The organism is Streptomyces sp. NBC_01261 (assembly GCF_036226385.1).
Classification (GTDB): Bacteria; Actinomycetota; Actinomycetes; order Streptomycetales; family Streptomycetaceae; genus Streptomyces.
The window spans coordinates 4,228,681-4,245,537 of record NZ_CP108463.1 but is presented as its reverse complement, the minus strand read 5'-3'; the positions used below and the strand labels follow the sequence as shown (position 1 = coordinate 4,245,537).

The window sequence follows — 16,857 nt, the reverse complement described above, 5'->3', positions numbered from 1 at the left end:
GAACACCGGGACCGCTGTTCGGGCCGTTCACCTGTGGAAGGACACACGACCCAATGGACCACATCGTCACTCTTCAAGATGCTGTTACCGCGTTCGCCGACTTCATGGACCCGACGGACGCCGAGCTGGACGCCATCGAGCTGGAGATGCCCGCGATCCTCGCGGACGTCGACCTCCTGGACGCACAGATCATCACCATGAACCGCACCCTCACCGAGCTGGACGTCCGGCGTATCCGCCGGGCCCGCCGCCGACTGCTGACCGCACTGGCGGGCCAGGCCGCGATCGCCCACCGGGGCGGTGCGGCGTGAACGGACAGAACGACGTGCGGGAGTTCACCGCCCAGATGTCCGTCAGCGCCGGCCACTGGCGCCTGTACGTGGCCTTGATGAACACCACCGAGCGGTGGCCCGACTATCGGTTCACGCGCACCGTCCCGACGTTCACGGACCGTACGGACGCGCTCAGCCTGCTCGGCTTCGAGCCGGTACCGGGCGCCGAGTGGGAATGGACCGAGGACAGCGAGACCCCCGACGACCCCGCCTCCCCGGTCGTACTGATCGCCGCGATCCGGGTGCGTTCATGGTCGGGGGTGAGCGTATGAACGCCGCTCACATCCGTTCAGCGGAGCGGGCGTTGTCGGCCGGCACGTGGCTGATCGTGGCGGGCGCGATGCTCTACTCGATCCTCACCGTCACCCCGCTCGCCTCCGCCCACACCCCCGCCCAGTGGGCCTGGACCGCACCCATCCTGCCCCTGGTGGTGGATGCCGCCGTGGTCATCGTGGTCCGCCTCGACGCGGTGCTCGCCCGGCTCGGGGGCAACGGCGGACGGTGGCCCATCGCGCTGCGGTGGATGACCGGCTGTATGACCCTCGCCCTCAACGTCGCCGACTCCGCGCTGAAGAACGACCTGGTGGGCGTGGCCGTGCACGCGGTCGCCCCGCTGCTGCTGATCGTCACGGCAGAGACCGGACTCGCCTACCGGCGCGCGATCACCGCCGCTGTGCTGGCGCTGGAAGCCAAGGAGCAGGCCGAGCGGGAAGCCCGCGAACAGGCCGCGATCGAGCGGCGCGACGAGGCCGCACGGCGGACCCGTGAGGAACGCGAGCACGCGGCGGCGCTCACCCGTGAACAGCGAGAGCACGAAGCCCTCATGGCCCGTGAACAGGCCGAGCGGGAAGCAGCCGCACGGCGCGAGGAACGCGAGCGGGAAGAGGCCCGGGAGCGTGCCGAGCGCGAGCAGCGTGAACGCGCGGACCGTGAGCGTGAACAGCGTGAGCGGGAGCGTGAACGCCGTGAACGTGAAGCCGCCGAACACGCTCAACGCGAGCAGACCGAGCGCGTTGAGCGAGAGCGTCGTGAACAGAGCCAACGGGAGGAGCGGGCCGCGCGTGAACGGGCCGCGCTGCTGTCCGCCGGCCCCGCCACGGAGAAGCTGTCCGAGGATGACGCCCGCGCGATCGTTGCCGCCGCTCATGCGGAGGGCATGTCGGTGCGCACGGCTGCAGAGTTGTGCGGCTGGTCGGTGGGCTGGGTCTCGACCCGCTACGCCGAGCTGCGCGGCGCGGTCAACGGCGTTCCGGTCGATCTCGCCGGTACCGGCCGCTGATGGCTACCGCGCACGTGAGTGGCTCGCTGCCGGTGTATCGGTGGCGCCTCGCCCTCCCTCGCCTCGCTCGGCGCGTGCGTGCCGTGCGCCGACTCCAACTGACCTAAGCGAGAGCCCTGATGGCACATCGTGACCCGCCGGGGATCATCGCCCCGCACATTCCCGCCGACGTCTACCGCCGCGCCGAGGCCACCGGGCAGCCGGTCGTCGTCATCGTCCACGCCACCGACCAGGACGGGCGCCCGCTGCGCCACTACCTGTTCCCGCTCGTCATCGCCGGAGCCGCCGCCATGGGTTGCTGGGGACTGGTCGCCGCCCTGTGCGCGCTGCTCGACACCGCCGCCCACGCGGTCACCGTCATCGCGCAGACGACCGGCCCCATCAGTGTCGGCGGCATCACCCTCAAGCTCGCCCGCCCCAAGCACTGAACGTCCCCCACCCGAACCTGAAACGGGCGGAGGGCGTAGGCGGCCCGCACAGCCCTCGACCCCTCTCGCGTGTGGGTGCACATCCCCCGGGCCGTGAACGGTCGCTGAGGGCCCCGTGAAGGGGTTGCACGGCTGGTTTTTCCGCCGCTCCCCGCGCGCGGGCGCGTAGAGCCCCCACCCCTCCCCACCGCTCAACTCTGCAACATCGCAGGTCAGATGCGGTTGCAGGGGGTTCAACCCGTGCTGTCGACGCAACCGACAGCACCACCCCCCTGCAACCCGACGGGCCGGTGACGCCACGCAACGGCGCACCGGCCCTCATCCACGGTCTTGGAGGACCCTTACGTGGACTGGAAGCAAGCATGGTCGACCACCACCAACACCACCACCACCACGGCACTCGATTCACTCGCCCCGGTGTGCGCTCCGTTCGCGGCCCGCTGGGACCTTGAAGCCGAGCGGCGCAACAAGCTGCGCACCCCCGAGCACTTGAAGGCGCTCATGGCAGCGCAGAAGGAGCACAACGCCGCGCGCTCCACGCACGCCACCGCCAAGTCGCAGCAGCACGCCGCGCGGGCCGCGTCGAACAATCCGTTCGCGGCCGGTCGCCGCGCTGCCCGTGTCGCGGCCAAGGCAGCCCTGAGCCACGAGCGCGACACCCGCGCCAAGCTCAAGGCCGCGCGGGTGAACTACCCCACCACCCTCAAGGCCCGCGCGATCCAAACGCATTCGATGCACGCCGTGCCCAGCACGATCGCGTCCGCGCTCATGTCCACCGCGCACCTCACCCTCTGGCCGGCCACCACATCCGCCGTGCTGATCGGGGCGAACGTGGCCGCTCTCGCGCTCGGTCGGCGCAAGCTGCGGGTGCCGGTGGATGAGTCGGTGTCGGTGGAAGAGCGTCAGCTCATGGAACGCCTCGACCCCTCCTACTGGGTCGAGCACGCCGGTGACCGTGGTCTGTCGGGCACGGTCACCACGCCTCCCGCGATGGAGCCGGGCGGCATCCGCTGTGAGATCCGGCTGGACGGCACGTGGACGGTCAAGACGCTCGCGGACAAGGCCGACTCCGTCCGTGCGCTGCTCGGTGCCCGCACCGCGCTGCGCATACGGATCACCTCCGCCTCGCGCGGCGGCTGGGCCGTCCTCACCCTCGCCACCCGCTCGGCAGCCGCGGGCGTCCCCTCCCTGTGGACTGCGGACCGCATCCCGTCCGACCCGCTGATGATGAACCTCGGTCTGGACACCGAGACCGGCGATGAGGTCCTGATCCCGTTCGACGAGCGGCTGCTGGTCTCCGGCGCGTCCGGCACCGGCAAGTCCTGGTCGTTCCGCCCCCTCATGGCCACCGCCCACCTGCGCGGCGACCTGCTGCTCATCGACGGCAAGGGCGAAGAGGCCAACATCTGGGAGCCGGTCTGCCGTGTCGCCGTGGAACGCGACGACATCACCGACGCCGTGGACCAGGCGCACGCGGAGATGACCCGCCGCAAGACCGACATGAAGACGCGCGGCATCAGCGTGTGGGACGGCCGGCAGCTCACCGTCGTCGTCGACGAGGGACAGGTGATCCTCGCCCTGATCACCAAGGACAAAGACCGGCTACAGCGCCTGATCGAGCTGTCCTCGCTCGGCCGCTCGCGCGGGGTCGTCCTGTGGTGGGCCACGCAGTACCCGCTGACCGACGGCGGGGCGCCGGGCGTGCACAAGCTGATCGCACCCAACCTCCTCACCCGGTTCTCGCTGCGGGTGGCCGGCACGACACAGGCACAGGTCGCCCTCGACGACTGCGCGCACTACGCACCGCACCAGATCCCCGACGGCCGCGAATACCGAGGCCACGGCTACCTCAAGGGCTACGGACCGCGCATGCTCCGCACCTGGACCCTCGACGACGCAGGCGTACGCGCCCTGCCCAAGTCGATCTGGTCTCCGGCCCAGTCCACGGGCGGACAGGTTCCGCGCACGCCGCTGCACCTGGTCAAGAACACGCCCGCACCCGCCGGGGCGGCAACCAACCGGGACAAGGTGCTTGCTGCCGTGCAGTCCGGGGCCCGCACCGCCAAGGACGTGGTCGACACGACCGGCCTCAACAAGGGCACCGTCTCCCGCGAGATCAAGACCCTCACCGAGAGCGGAGCCCTGCACCGGACCCCCGACGGCCGTCTCCTGCCGGGCCAGCAAGCGGCCTGAGCACTCCCGCGAACGTCAAGGGCGGCCCCGTCTCGCCAAAGCCGGGCCGCCCTTGTCTCCAGTCCTCAACAGACCTGCGGAGGTCTCCAGCATGACTCAACCAACCCTCCTTCGGGGAGAGCACCTGCAAACCGCTCTCGACCTGGCCGCTTCCGGCCTGCCCCCGCTGCCCCTACGAGCCGGGAAGGTGCCGTTCGGCAACTGCCGCCGCTGCGCTGACAACTCCTGTGGCGGCCGACCCAACATGAAGACCCCGGGCCCGTGCGCCTGCCCTGGCGTCTGCCACGCGTGGGCTGCCGCGACCACCGACCCACACGTCATCACCTCCGGCCCCTGGCGCCGCGCCTGGCTGCAAGCCGAAGCGGTCGCCTACCACCCGGGCGGGGCGGGGCTGACGGCGGTGGACCTGGACAACGCCGACGCGATCGCGTGGGCCCGCGAGAACCTGCCGCCCACACAAGTCGTGCCCACCACACGGGGCGAACACTGGCTCTACCTCGGTGCGATGCAGTCCGCCAACGCCGTTCGCCCTGGCGTGGACATCAAGTCGACCATGGCCTACGCCCGCTGGCTCGGATTCGGCACCGGCACCATGACCGCCCTGCCGGACGCCGTGCGCGCGCTCATCGTGAAGAAGGCCACCGCAGTCCGACCGACGGCCGTCACTGTGCCCGCCCCGGCCGGGGGCGGGGAGTGCCCGCACCGCACACCGACCTACCTGGACCGTGGCATCGCCATGGCGGAACAGCGCATCACCGGCGCCCGTGAGGCGGTGCACGCCACCGTGTACCGGACGTTCCTCGCGGTGCTGTCCACGCACGGGCGGTGCGGCTGCCTCACCGAGGTGCACGTCGCCCGGTTGTTCACCGCCGCGCAGGCCAAGGGCGAATCGCCCCGGCACTGCACGGACGCGTGGGCCAATGCACTGACCACGTTGGGACTGTGACCATGTCCGAGGACGAGAAGATCCCCGCCCGCGAGGTCATCACCGACTACGCGCAATCCCACTTCCGGTACTTCCGTACGCCTGACGGGACCGTGTACGCGCAGAAGAACGGCCAGCCCGTCGCCCGCCCGATCCGTTCCCAGGGCACCACCGGCAGCCACCGACAGGAACTCATGGTCGGCCTCTACCGCGACGGACGCGGCGCGTTCAACGGCAGCGCGCTGAAAGAGGCGTTGGACCTGATCGAAGCGCTCGCGCTGACCGAGGACGTGCAGCCCGTGCACATCCGCGTCGCTCCCGGATTCGACGGGGCGACCTGGCTGGACCTGGGCCGCGACGACGGACAGTCCGTGCGCATCCACCCCACCGGCTGGGACATCCTCATCCCCGACCCGCGCGAGGTGTGCTGGCGACGGACCCAGCTCACCGGGGAACTCCCCCTGCCCGTCAAGGACACCAACAGCAAGGGCATCGACCTGCTGATGCGGCTGTGCAACTTCGCCAACGCCGAGACCGAATGCCTGGCCATCGCGTGGCTGATCGGCTGCCTCGGACCGTCCGTCCCCGTCCCCGCGCCGTTCCTCACCGGCCCCCAGGGCGCAGGTAAGTCCACCGGCGGACGCATGCTCGTGAGGATCATCGAGGGCATGAGCGGCGACCTACGCCGGGCACCCAAGGACGAAGAGAACCTGATCGCAGCGGTGGCAGCGGGATGGGTCACCGCCCTGGACAACCTCTCCCACATGACGCCCGACCTGTCGGACGCGATGTGCTGCATCGTGACCGGAGCCGAGAGCGTCAAGCGGGCCCTGTTCACCGACGGGGACGTCTTCCGCGTCGGCTACCGCCGCCCCCTGCTCCTGACCGGGATCGACGTCGGCGTCATCCGGCCCGACCTCGCCGAACGTCTCTTGCCGCTGCGCCTGGAACGCCCCCGCATCCGGCGCACCGAAGCCGAACTGTGGACGGACTACGCGGAGGCTCTCCCCATCGTCCTCGGCTCGCTCCTGGACCTCACGGTCAAGGTCCGCGCAGTGGCGGCGGAGACCCCCACCGACCTGCGCATGGCCGACTTCGCCCACCTCTGCGCGCAGCTCGACGCGGCGACCGGACTCGGAGCGCTGCCCGCCTACCGGGCCAGCCTGGACGACCTGAACGACGACGTCATCGAGGGCGACCTGCTGGCACAGACCGTCCTCAGGCACGCCGACACCATCGAGCCGGGCACGGCGCAGCGCATGACGTCCACTGAGCGGCTGCACTGCCTCAGCCGCCTCTACAGCGGCGACGACGGCCGTCCCCTGCCCAAGGGGTGGCCGACCACCGGCAAGGTGCTCTCCGACCGTCTCAAGCGCCTTCAACCGACCCTCGCCGCCCGGGGCGTCCTCATCGACACCGGCCGCACCAGCGAAGGCCGCTACCTCGAAATGACCCGCCTGACCACCCCGCTCCCACACCAGCAGCGGATGCTCTGACCCGCACGCTCACCCGGACAAGCAAGAGGAGCACCACCCCCGCGGGGGCGTGCTCCTCTTGCTGTTCGGCGCAGCCGCCGCCCCACAAGACGCGCCGCGCAGCGGCCCCTTCTTCACGCGCTGAGCGGCACCGAACTACAGCAGACATCCCTCTTCTTTTCCTAAGAGGGAAGACGCTGCGTCATCTGCGTCATGCGAGCCAGGAAACGGCACCTGACCAGCGACTACAGCCATGACGCAGACGACGGCTTCTGCGTCATCCTGCGTCATCTGCGTCATGGGCTACGTCGCGGATGACGCAGCCCATGACGCACCAATGACGCACCCCGACACCGCTGCGTCACCCAAAGGCGCAGGTCGGAAGCCTGAATGACGCTGATGACGCAATGACGCAGAAATCCACACCTCGGACAGACGTGAACTCCCGCCCCCCCAAGCCAGCACGACGTGACTCAACTTCCGAGGACCAAATGAGCCGAACGTCCGCTCAACCCGACCCCCGCGCCACGCTCCGGGGCGGCCTCCCGGATCGGTACCTCACCCCCGACGACATCGCCGAGATGTTCGAGGTGCCCAAAGAGACCGTCTACCAGTGGCGCAAGAAGAACACCGGCCCGCCCAGCTTCCGCATCGGCAAGTACGTGCGCTACGACCCCGCCGACGTCCGCGCGTACGTCACCCAGCGCAAGACCGACGACCGCACCGCCGCCTGAAACGGCCGCAACTTCACAGCTCAACACCCCAGGGAGGGCCACACCGTGGCCCTCCCTTCCCATGCCCAGAAGGGAACACCCCCGCATGGCAGGCCACATCCAAGACCGCTGGTACAAGGCAGAAACGGACGCTCACGGCAAGACCGTCCGCGTTAAGTCCGACCGCTACGGAAGCGGGCTGCGCTACCGGGCCCGCTATGTCGGGCCCGACGGCACCGAGAAGTCGAAGAGCTTCCCCGACGGACAGAAGCGCGTCGCGGAGAAGTGGCTGTCCCAGATCGAGGCGGACATGGCGCGCGGGCAGTACATCGACCCGCGTGCCGGCCGCCTCACCGTGCGGCAGCACGCCGAACGGTGGTTGGCCTCGCTCACGATGGACCCAGGCACGTTTGTGAGCACCGAACAGCGCATCCGGCTGCACGTAGTGCCGTATCTGGGCAGCCGCTCGCTCGACTCGCTCCGGCCGATCCACGTGCGTGAGTGGCTGCGGAAGCTCCAAGACGGGGGAGTAGCTCCCGCCTATCAGCGGGTCATCTTCGCGAACCTCAACGCCATGTTGGCGGCGGCCGTCGACGACCGCCTGATCCCGTTCAACCCTTGCCGTTCGTCGTCGGTGAAGGCACCCAAGCTGGAACCCCGCCGGATCGTGCCGTGGCGTCCTGAGCGCGTCCTCGCCATGCGCTCGGCACTGCCGGAACGGTACCGAGCCACGGTGGACCTGGCCGGCGGATGCGGCATGCGGCAGGGCGAAGTGCTCGGTCTGGCCGTTGACGACGTGGACTTCGTGGAAGGGGTGGTTCACGTTGTGCGACAGGTCAAGCTCATCGCCGGTAAGCAGGTGTTCGCTCTACCCAAGGGCGGCAAGACGCGCGCTGTCCCTCTGCCTGAGAGCGTCGCGCGGTCGCTTGAGGACCACATCGCGAAGCATCCGCCCACCGCCGTATCGCTGCCGTGGCGGTCGGTCGACGGCCGGCCGGTGACCGCCTCCCTGCTCTTCACCAACGTCGGAGAGCGTGCGGTCAATCGCGTCGTCTTCAACCGTGTGGCGTGGCGACCCGCCCTCGACACCGTGGGGGTGCCGCGAGGCAGGGAGAACGGCATGCACGCCCTGAGGCACTTCTACGCGTCCGTTCTGCTGGACGCGGGGGAGAACATCAAGGCCCTGTCTGAGTACTTGGGGCACCACGACCCGGGCTTCACGCTCCGGACGTACACGCACCTGATGCCGAGCAGCGAGAAGCGCACGCGGGAAGCGGTGAACGGCGCGTTCGAGGACGGCCCGAAGACCGATGACGGCCCCACGACGGCCCAGGGGTCCTGAGTAAGGGGGAAACGCCCAGGCCAGGCCGTAAGTCAGGTCAGTAGCGCTGGTTGAGATACCCCAGGAACTCGTCGTGCAGGATGCCGTTCGACGCCGCCGCGTTGCCGCTGTGCGGGCCGGGGCGGCCGTCGAGGCCCGTGAAGGTGCCGCCTGCCTCGGTGACGATGATCGCGGTCGCGGCCATGTCCCAGAGGGAGAGTTCGGGTTCTGCGCAGATGTCGACCGCGCCCTCGGCGACCATCATGTAGGGCCAGAAGTCGCCGTACGCGCGCGTCCGCCACACCTCGCGGGTCAGGTCGAGGAAGCCGCCCAGGCGGCCCTGGTCCTCCCAGCCGGTGAGGGAGGAGTACGCGAAGGAGGCGTCCGTCAGCTTCGAGACCTCGGAGACGCGCAGCCGGGACGCGGAGGACAGGCTGCGCCCGGTGTAGGCACCGTGGCCCTTCGCGGCCCACCAGCGGCGGCCGAGCGCGGGCGCGGAGACCAGGCCGACGACCGGCTGGAAGCCGCCCTCCGCCGCCTCCATCAGGGAGATCAGCGTGGCCCAGACCGGAACGCCGCGTACGTAGTTCTTGGTGCCGTCGATCGGGTCGATCACCCAGCGGCGCGGGCCGGTGCCCTCGCTGCCGTACTCCTCGCCGACGATCGCGTCGCGCGGGCGGGCGCGCTGCAGATGGCCGCGGATCAGTTCCTCGGCGGCCTTGTCGGCCTCGGTGACCGGAGTCATGTCCGGCTTGGTCTCGACCTTGAGATCGAGGGCCTTGAACCGCGCGGTCGTCGCGGCGTCGGCGGCGTCCGCGAGGACGTGGGCGAGGCGCAGGTCATCGTGATAGTCGGCCATGCGTGAACCGTATCTTCAGGGGTCGCGCCGGGGCTACAGGGTCCGGTGGGCGAAACGGGAGGTGGGGGACCCCGGGGAGATCGTCAAGGGAGAACCCTCACCGCACCCCTCACCGCAACCCCCGCCCCAACTCCCGCGCGCAATGGCCGAAGTGCGCCCCCCGGCACCGCCGCGAACCCTTGACACTGCTCCCGTGCGCGTCAAATCTGGGCGCAGAGCCGCTCGCCCCGGGAGGCGAATGATGCCTGCAGCGCGGGAAACCCTGCTGGACGCCGCCTATACGGCGCTGGCGCGCCGGTCGTGGTCCACCGTACGGATGGTGGACGTGGCCGCCGCCGCCGGAGTGTCCCGGCAGACGCTGTACAACGAGTTCGGGAGCAAGGAGGGGCTCGCGCGGGCGCTGGTCAGAAGGGAGGCCGACGGCTATCTCGTCGGTGTCGAGCGGGCGCTCGGGAGCCACAACGACGCCCGCGAGCGGCTGACCGCGACCGCCGAGTGGACCGCGTCGGCGGCCCGCGAGAACGCGCTGGTACGAGCCATGCTCACCGGCTGCTGGAGCGAGCGGCTGCCCTCGCCGACCCTGTCCGCGGTGCCGTCCTCCTCCGCCGTACCGGCCCAGCGCCGGGCCGACGGGCCACTGCCCTCACCCGGTGACTTCGTGGCCGTCGTCCGCGACCGTGCCGTGGCGGCGCTCGCCGGACCCGGGGCGGCCAAGCCGGACACCGCCGACCTGGCCCGTTCCTGCGAACTCGTCGTGCGACTGGCGCTGTCCTGTGTGGCGGCACCGCCGGGGGAGGGCGGGGTCGGTGAGCTGGTGCGCGGTGCGCTGACGCCGACCCATCGGGTCCTGGGTGCCTGACGGGCCTGCCTGCCTAGTGCGCGGAGCCCGACAACTGGAGCCCGATGACCCCGATGATGACGAAGCTGATCGACACGATCTTCAGGGTCGACACCAGGTCGTCGAGGAAGATCATGCCGTAGATCGCGGTGCCGGCCGCGCCGATGCCGGTCCACACGGCGTAGGCGGGGCCCACGTCGAGCTTCTTCAGGGAGAGGGTGAGCAGGCCGAAGCTGCCCAGCGCGAAGGAGCAGAAGGCGACCGTCGGCCACAGACGCGTGAAGCCGTGCGACAGCTTCAGGCACACGGCGAACCCGGTCTCCAGAATTCCGGCCACGACAACCAGCAGCCACGCCATTGTGCTGTCCTCCCGTTTGTCCGGCTCGGTGCGATTATGCACTTACCGAACTTGAGTCCCCACAAACACGCGGTGGTCAGCCGGTGATCAGTCGCCCTCTGTCCGCTCACGGGTGGCCAGCAGCCGCCGTAGCGAGTAGAGCCGCTGCGGGTCCGCGTGGCCGTCCGCCACCCACTGGTCCAGCGCGCAGTCCGGCTCGTCGTGGCTGCACGCGCGCGGGCAGTTCTCCGTGCCCGGTTCCAGGTCGGGGAAGGCCTTGATGACCCGGGACGGGTCCACGTGGTGCAGGCCGAAGGAGCGGACGCCCGGGGTGTCGACGACCCAGCCGGAGTCGTCGGGCAGCGGGATCATGCGCGCCGAGGTCGTGGTGTGCCGGCCGCGGCCGGTGACGGCGTTGACGATGCCGGTGCTGCGCCGCCGCTCCAGCGAGACCAGCGCGTTCACGAGGGTCGTCTTGCCGACACCGGAGTGGCCGACGAACGCCGTGATCTTGCCGTCGAGCTGCTTGCGGACCCGCTCCACCGCGGTGCCGTTCTCCAGCTCCTCGCGGCTCGTGACGACGTAGGGGACGCCCAACGCGCCGTACATCTCCAGGAGTTCGTCCGGTGGGGCGAGGTCCGACTTGGTCAGCACGAGCAGTGGGTCGAGGCCGCCGTCGTAGGCCGCGACCAGGCAGCGGTCGATCAGGCGCGGGCGCGGTTCGGGGTCGGCGAGGGCGGTGACGATGGCGAGCTGGTCGGCGTTGGCGACGACCACGCGCTCGTACGGGTCGTCGTCGTCGGCCGTGCGGCGCAGCACGGAGGTGCGCGGCTCGATGCGGATGATGCGGGCGAGGGTGTCCTTGTCGCCGGAGAGGTCGCCGATGATGCCGACGCGGTCCCCGACCACCGCCGCCTTCCGGCCCAGTTCGCGGGCCTTGACCGCCATCACGACCCGGTCCTCGACCAGGCAGGTCAGCCGGCCCCGGTCGACGGTGACGACCATGCCCTCGACCGCCTCCTCGTGCTTGGGGCGGATGTTCGTGCGCGGCCGGTTGCCCTTGCGGTTCGGGCGCTGGCGGATGTCGTCCTCGTCGGTGTTCTTGCCGTAGCGACGCATGGCGTGTGTCCCCTACGCCCCATCGCTCCCGAGCATCCCGGTCCACAGGTCGGGGAAGTCCGGAAGGGTTTTCGCCGTCGTCGCCACGTTCTCGATCTGCACGCCCGCGACGGCGAGGCCGATGATCGCGCCCGCGGTGGCCATACGGTGGTCCTCGTAGGTGTGGAAGATCCCGCCGTGCAGGCGGCGCGGGCGGATGTGCAGACCGTCGGCGGTCTCGGTCACGTCACCGCCCAGCTCGTTGATCTCCTTGGTGAGCGCGGCCAGCCGGTCGGTCTCGTGCAGGCGCAGGTGCGAGACGCCCCGAAGCGTGGACGGGGAGTCCGCGAGGGCGGCGACGGCCGCGATGCCGGGGGTCAGTTCGCCGACCTCGCCCAGGTCCACGTCGATGCCGTGGATCGCACCCGAACCGGTGAACTCCAGCCCGTACTCGGTCAGTTCGCAGGAACCACCCATCTCGGTGAAGATCTCCCGCAGCCGGTCACCGGGCTGGGTGGTCCGGGCCGGCCAGTCCGGTACGACGACCTTGCCGCCGGCCACGAGCGCCGCGGCGAGGAAGGGCTGGGCGTTCGACAGATCCGGTTCGACGGTCAGATCCCGGCCGAGCAGCGCGCCCGGGGTGACCCGCCAGACGTTGGGCTCGCCGCCCGACTCCGGGGTGTCCACCTGGGCGCCGACCGCGCGCAGCATGTCGACCGTCATCCGGATGTGCGGCATCGAGGGGAGCGAGGAGCCGATGTGGCGGACCTCGACGCCCTGGTTGAAGCGCGGGCCGGAGAGCAGGAGGGCGCTCACGAACTGGGACGAGGAGGACGCGTCGATCTCCACGGGGCCGCCGTCCAGCGCGCCTCCGCCGTGCACCGTCAGGGGCAGTGCGCCCCGGCCGTCGTCGTCGATGCGGGCGCCGAGGACGCGCAGGGCGTCGATCACGCCGTGCAGGGGGCGTTCGTAGGAGCGCGGGTCGCCGTCGAAGCGGATGGGGCCGTTGGCCAGGGCGGCGACGGGGGGCAGGAAGCGCATCACGGTGCCTGCGTTGCCGACGTCGATCGTGGCCGGGCCGTGCAGGCCGGAGGGGATGACCCGCCAGAACTCGCCGGAGCCCTTCTCCGTGCCTACGCCCTCCTCGATGCCTACGCCCATCGCGCGGAGGGCGGCTGCCATCAGGAGGGTGTCCCGGGAGCGGAGGGGACGGCGCAGCCAGCCCGGTTCGCTGGCGAGGGAGGCCAGGACGAGGGCGCGGTTGGTTACGGACTTGGACCCCGGGACGTGGACCGTCGCGTTGACGGCTCCGGCGGCGGTGGGGGCGGGCCAGAGGGCGGTTTGTGAGTCGTTCGGGGCCATGGCCCCACTGTATAAGCAGGCCGTCTGTCGAGTGCCGCGCCGTTGGGGCTGGTCGCGCAGTTCCCCGCGCCCCTGAAGCTTGCCCCTTCGGGGGCGCTTCACAGTTCCAGCAGCCACCTGCCGCCGCCTATCAGCGAGCACAGGGATACCAGGTGGAACAGGAACAACCACAGACCCGCCGGTACGTGCGTCAAGCGCGCCAGTTGGTCTGCGTCGGAGTCTCCCGCGCCGCCCCTCGACCTCTTCGCCTGCAACTCGAACGCGGGGCGTACGCCACCCAGCAACAGGAACCACACCACCGCGTACGCGAAAGCCGCCTGGACCTGGGGGCCCGTCAGCCAGGACACGAGGAGGAAGGCTGCGCCGCTGAGGACGACCGTGAGGGCGCCGTAGGCGTTGCGGATCATGACCAGCATGGCTATGAGGAGGAGGGTCGACAGCCAGAGGAGGAGGGTGATGTGGCCGGCGCCCAGGAGGGCCGCGCCGCCCAGGCCGAGGAGTGGGGGAGCGGTGTAGCCGGCGGCTGCCGTGAGGATCATGCCGAGGCCGTGCGGCTTGCCGCGGCTGACCGTGAGGCCGCTGGTGTCGGAGTGCAGGCGGATGCCGGTGAGGGTGCGGCCGGTGAGCAGGGCCACCAGGCCGTGGCCGCCCTCGTGGGCGATGGTGATGGCATTGCGGGAGAGGCGCCACAGGCTGTGCGGGACCACCACGGCCAGGGCGGCGACCAGGGTGGCGATCACCACCCACAGGTCGGGGTCCGGCTGGTTGCCGAAGACCTCGTCCCACAGGGCGGTGATCGAGGGGATTGCGGTGCTGTCCATGGGTGGCGGAGGCTCCCGTAGGTCTCGTCGAATCTGGCAGTCTGGCACGTATGTGCGGACGGTATGCAGCGAGTCGTGGGCCCGAGGATCTCGCAGGAGTCTTTGAGATCGAGAAGTGGGAGCCCGAGGAGGCTTTGGCCCCCGACTACAACGTGGCCCCGACCAAAGAGGTCTATGCAGTCCTCGACCGTCCACTTAAGGACGCGGACAGCCCGGCGCCGGTTCGCCAGCTGCGCAGGCTCAAGTGGGGGCTCGTGCCGAGCTGGTCGAAGACGCCCGAGGGCGGGGCGCGGATGATCAACGCGCGTGCCGAGACCGTGCACGAGAAGCCGTCGTACCGTCGCGCCTTCTCCACCCGGCGCTGCATCATCCCCGCCGACGGCTACTACGAGTGGGTCACCGCCAAGGACGAGCGGGAGCTGGAGGTCGAGGGCAGGAAGAAGCGCGGGCGCAAGCAGCCGTACTTCGTGCTGCCCGCCGACGGGTCGGTGTTCGCGATGGCCGGGCTGTACGAGTTCTGGCGGGACCGGACCCTGCCCGACGACCATCCGCTGGCCTGGTGGTTCACCTGCTCGGTGATCACGACCGAGGCGGAGACGACCCCGCTGGCGGTGCCCCCGGCCGAGGGACCGGACACGCTGGCCGACATCCATCCCCGGATGCCCCTGATGCTCACCCCGGACCGCTGGGACTCCTGGCTCGATCCCTCCCGCACCGATCCGGACGACCTGCGCGAGCTGCTCGCCCCGCCGCCCGCCGGGCTGATGCGCGCGTACCCGGTGTCCACGGCCGTGAGCAACGTCCGCAACAACGGGCCGGAGCTGCTGAAGGAGCTGGAGGGGCCCGAGGAGGGCACACTCTTCTAGCGTGAGCGAGATCATGTCCAGCGAGACAGTTGAGACGGTTGAGACCGACGCGGGGGACGCCCGTGTCACCTGGCACCAGGCCAAGCAGGCGCGGTTCGTCCTTGCCGTCGGTCACGGCGCCGGTGGCGGTATCGACGCCCGGGATCTGCAGGCCCTCGCCGCCGTACTTCCCGGGCACGGGGTGACCGTCGCGCTCGTCGAGCAGCCGTGGCGGGTCGCCGGGAAGAAGGTGGCGTCCGCGCCCAGGACGCTCGACGTGGGGTGGCGGGGGATCTGGGCGGCCGTCGCGAAGCCGGGGCTGCCGGTGATCTCCGGGGGTCGTAGCGCGGGAGCCCGCGTGGCCTGTCGTACGGCTGCGGAGCTGGGCGCGGTCGCCGTCCTCGCGCTGAGCTTCCCGCTGCATCCGCCGGGCAAGCCCGAGAAGTCCCGGGCCGGCGAACTCCTCGGGGCCGGGGTGCCCACGCTCGTCGTGCAGGGCGGGAACGACCCCTTCGGGAGACCGGCGGAGTTCCCGGAGGGCGACCACGAGCTGGTCGAGGTGCCGTACGCCGATCATGGGTTCGCCGTGCCCAAGCGGGCGGAGATCGGGCAGGACGAGGCGCTGGAGATCATCACGGGGCGCGTGGTGGAGTGGACTCGAACACTTGGGTAAGGGGCGGGAATGCCGGGGCTCTTACCACTGTTGTGGCGGACACAGAGAGTCGTAGAAAGGAAGTCCGCCGCATGGGTTCGACCTTCTGCCCGGCCCGTAGCAGCCGCTCCGACCTGGACTGGTCGGTGCTGCACGCGACCAAGGCCACGCCCATTGGGGCGGCGGGCGGACCGGATCGTCGTCTATCCTCCGATTCTGGTGACATCGGCTTCGGTGCCACCCGGAATCTTGAGGAGGTGGGTCCGGTTCCCGGTACCGACGCAGGGACCGAACACGGCCAGGCGGAGCAGCCCGAGGGCCAGGGCACGAGTGAGGTCGCAGCGGAATCGACCTCGGAGCGCAGTGCGCGCTTCGAGCGGGACGCGCTCGAATTCCTCGACCAGATGTACTCGGCCGCGCTGCGCATGACGCGAAACCCGGCCGACGCCGAGGACCTGGTGCAGGAGACGTACGCGAAGGCGTACGCGTCCTTCCACCAGTTCCGCGAGGGCACCAACCTCAAGGCGTGGCTGTACCGGATTCTCACCAACACGTTCATCAACTCGTACCGCAAGAAGCAGCGTGAACCCCAGCGTTCCGCGGCCGAGGAGATCGAGGACTGGCAGCTGGCGCGCGCCGAGTCGCACATGTCGACCGGTCTGCGCTCCGCCGAGTCGCAGGCGCTCGACCACCTGCCCGACTCGGACGTGAAGGAAGCGCTCCAGGCGATCCCCGAGGAATTCCGCATCGCCGTCTATCTCGCGGACGTCGAGGGCTTTGCGTACAAGGAGATCGCGGACATCATGGGGACACCCATCGGTACGGTGATGTCCCGGCTGCACCGGGGCCGTCGTCAACTGCGCGGCATGCTTGAGGACTACGCGCGTGACCGCGGACTGGTCCCGGCCGGTGCCGGAGAGTCGAACGAAGCGAAAGGCTCGGGCTCATGAGCTGCGGAGAGCCGCACGAAACGGACTGCAGTGAGGTCCTCGACCATCTCTACGAGTTCCTCGACAGCGAGATGCCGGACGTCGACCGCGCCAAGTTCAAGCAGCACTTCACGGAGTGCTCGCCGTGCCTGGAGAAGTACGGGCTCGAAGAGGCCGTGAAGAAGCTGGTCAAGCGGTGCTGCGGCCGGGACGACGTCCCGACCGACCTGCGGGCCAAGGTCCTGGGGCGGCTCGATCTGATCCGTTCCGGGCAGGCCGTGCCCGACCACGACCTGACGGCCGCGCCGCAGGAATCCTGACCGTTTCCTGAACACGCGTCCTGAACGGGCGATCGTCACCCGAACGTGCTAATCCGCGGGTGATACGCCCGCAGCCCGCCCCCGACCGCCCTAGGCTCCTCGGCCTGGACAGGCATGGTCGGGGGAAGGG

19 protein-coding genes are annotated in these 16,857 nt (G+C 70.2%); 14 read left to right on the top strand and 5 right to left on the bottom strand.

The annotated features are described in order from the left end of the window. Positions 1–53: 53 nt before the first annotated feature. The 9 genes from OG226_RS18270 (at position 54) to OG226_RS18230 (ending at position 8,687) form a co-directional block, all read left to right on the top strand. Positions 54–311: a DUF6284 family protein gene (locus OG226_RS18270; protein WP_329349476.1), complete on the top strand. Its 258-nt coding sequence runs from the start codon at positions 54–56 to the stop codon at positions 309–311. Next, positions 308–604 carry a DUF6303 family protein gene (locus tag OG226_RS18265; protein ID WP_329349475.1) on the top strand — a complete coding sequence of 99 codons (297 nt, stop codon included), beginning with the start codon at positions 308–310 and terminating at the stop codon, positions 602–604. Before OG226_RS18270 ends, OG226_RS18265 begins: the two co-directional genes overlap by 4 nt. Then, a complete protein-coding gene (locus OG226_RS18260; RefSeq protein ID WP_329349474.1) occupies positions 601–1,611 on the top strand; it encodes a DUF2637 domain-containing protein in 1,011 nt (336 codons plus the stop codon). Before OG226_RS18265 ends, OG226_RS18260 begins: the two co-directional genes overlap by 4 nt. Positions 1,612–1,730: 119 nt before the next feature. Then, the gene (locus OG226_RS18255) at positions 1,731–2,039 is read left to right on the top strand and encodes a hypothetical protein (protein WP_329349473.1); all 309 of its coding nucleotides are present in this window, start codon (positions 1,731–1,733) and stop codon (positions 2,037–2,039) included. 345 nt (positions 2,040–2,384) lie between these two features. Beyond that, positions 2,385–4,232 (top strand): type IV secretory system conjugative DNA transfer family protein, encoded by a 1,848-nt coding sequence (locus OG226_RS18250; RefSeq protein ID WP_329349472.1) that lies wholly within the window; start codon positions 2,385–2,387, stop codon positions 4,230–4,232. Between the two features lie 91 nt (positions 4,233–4,323). Next, on the top strand, positions 4,324–5,178 hold the full coding sequence (locus tag OG226_RS18245; protein WP_329349471.1) for a DNA primase: 855 nt from the start codon (positions 4,324–4,326) through the stop codon (positions 5,176–5,178). Positions 5,179–5,180: 2 nt separating this feature from the next. Next, positions 5,181–6,653: an ATP-binding protein gene (locus OG226_RS18240; protein ID WP_329353429.1), complete on the top strand. Its 1,473-nt coding sequence runs from the start codon at positions 5,181–5,183 to the stop codon at positions 6,651–6,653. 470 nt (positions 6,654–7,123) lie between these two features. Further along, positions 7,124–7,366 (top strand): helix-turn-helix transcriptional regulator, encoded by a 243-nt coding sequence (locus OG226_RS18235; protein ID WP_329349470.1) that lies wholly within the window; start codon positions 7,124–7,126, stop codon positions 7,364–7,366. Between the two features lie 85 nt (positions 7,367–7,451). Continuing rightward, complete coding sequence (locus OG226_RS18230; RefSeq protein WP_329349469.1) at positions 7,452–8,687, top strand: tyrosine-type recombinase/integrase; 1,236 nt, start codon at positions 7,452–7,454, stop codon at positions 8,685–8,687. Between the two features lie 37 nt (positions 8,688–8,724). On the opposite strand, the gene hisN is transcribed toward OG226_RS18230, so the two are convergent. Continuing rightward, the gene (hisN, locus tag OG226_RS18225) at positions 8,725–9,525 is read right to left on the bottom strand and encodes a histidinol-phosphatase (RefSeq protein WP_328679188.1); all 801 of its coding nucleotides are present in this window, start codon (positions 9,523–9,525) and stop codon (positions 8,725–8,727) included. Positions 9,526–9,763: 238 nt separating this feature from the next. On the opposite strand from hisN, the gene OG226_RS18220 reads away from it, so the two are divergent. Next, positions 9,764–10,384 carry a TetR/AcrR family transcriptional regulator gene (locus OG226_RS18220; RefSeq protein WP_328679187.1) on the top strand — a complete coding sequence of 207 codons (621 nt, stop codon included), beginning with the start codon at positions 9,764–9,766 and terminating at the stop codon, positions 10,382–10,384. 13 nt (positions 10,385–10,397) lie between these two features. On the opposite strand, the gene OG226_RS18215 is transcribed toward OG226_RS18220, so the two are convergent. The 4 genes from OG226_RS18215 to OG226_RS18200 form a co-directional block, all read right to left on the bottom strand. Then, entirely contained in the window at positions 10,398–10,721 is a 324-nt protein-coding gene (locus tag OG226_RS18215) for a DMT family transporter (protein ID WP_327401410.1), read from the bottom strand. 87 nt (positions 10,722–10,808) lie between these two features. Next, positions 10,809–11,819 carry a ribosome small subunit-dependent GTPase A gene (rsgA, locus tag OG226_RS18210; RefSeq protein WP_328679186.1) on the bottom strand — a complete coding sequence of 337 codons (1,011 nt, stop codon included), beginning with the start codon at positions 11,817–11,819 and terminating at the stop codon, positions 10,809–10,811. Positions 11,820–11,831: 12 nt separating this feature from the next. Further along, positions 11,832–13,160, bottom strand: a complete 1,329-nt coding sequence (gene aroA, locus OG226_RS18205) for a 3-phosphoshikimate 1-carboxyvinyltransferase (protein ID WP_328679185.1) — start codon at positions 13,158–13,160, stop codon at positions 11,832–11,834. Between the two features lie 98 nt (positions 13,161–13,258). Continuing rightward, positions 13,259–13,981 (bottom strand): M50 family metallopeptidase, encoded by a 723-nt coding sequence (locus OG226_RS18200; RefSeq protein WP_328679184.1) that lies wholly within the window; start codon positions 13,979–13,981, stop codon positions 13,259–13,261. A gap of 50 nt (positions 13,982–14,031) precedes the next feature. On the opposite strand from OG226_RS18200, the gene OG226_RS18195 reads away from it, so the two are divergent. The 4 genes from OG226_RS18195 to rsrA all read left to right on the top strand — a co-directional run bounded on the left by OG226_RS18195 (position 14,032) and on the right by rsrA (position 16,727). Next, the gene (locus OG226_RS18195; RefSeq protein ID WP_329349468.1) at positions 14,032–14,847 is read left to right on the top strand and encodes an SOS response-associated peptidase; all 816 of its coding nucleotides are present in this window, start codon (positions 14,032–14,034) and stop codon (positions 14,845–14,847) included. A gap of 13 nt (positions 14,848–14,860) precedes the next feature. Next, positions 14,861–15,499 (top strand): alpha/beta hydrolase family protein, encoded by a 639-nt coding sequence (locus OG226_RS18190; RefSeq protein ID WP_329353428.1) that lies wholly within the window; start codon positions 14,861–14,863, stop codon positions 15,497–15,499. A 236-nt stretch (positions 15,500–15,735) separates the two neighbouring features. After that, positions 15,736–16,428, top strand: a complete 693-nt coding sequence (gene sigR, locus OG226_RS18185) for an RNA polymerase sigma factor SigR (protein WP_328686349.1) — start codon at positions 15,736–15,738, stop codon at positions 16,426–16,428. After that, complete coding sequence (gene rsrA, locus OG226_RS18180) at positions 16,425–16,727, top strand: mycothiol system anti-sigma-R factor (RefSeq protein WP_327401405.1); 303 nt, start codon at positions 16,425–16,427, stop codon at positions 16,725–16,727. Before sigR ends, rsrA begins: the two co-directional genes overlap by 4 nt. Positions 16,728–16,857 lie beyond the last annotated feature (130 nt).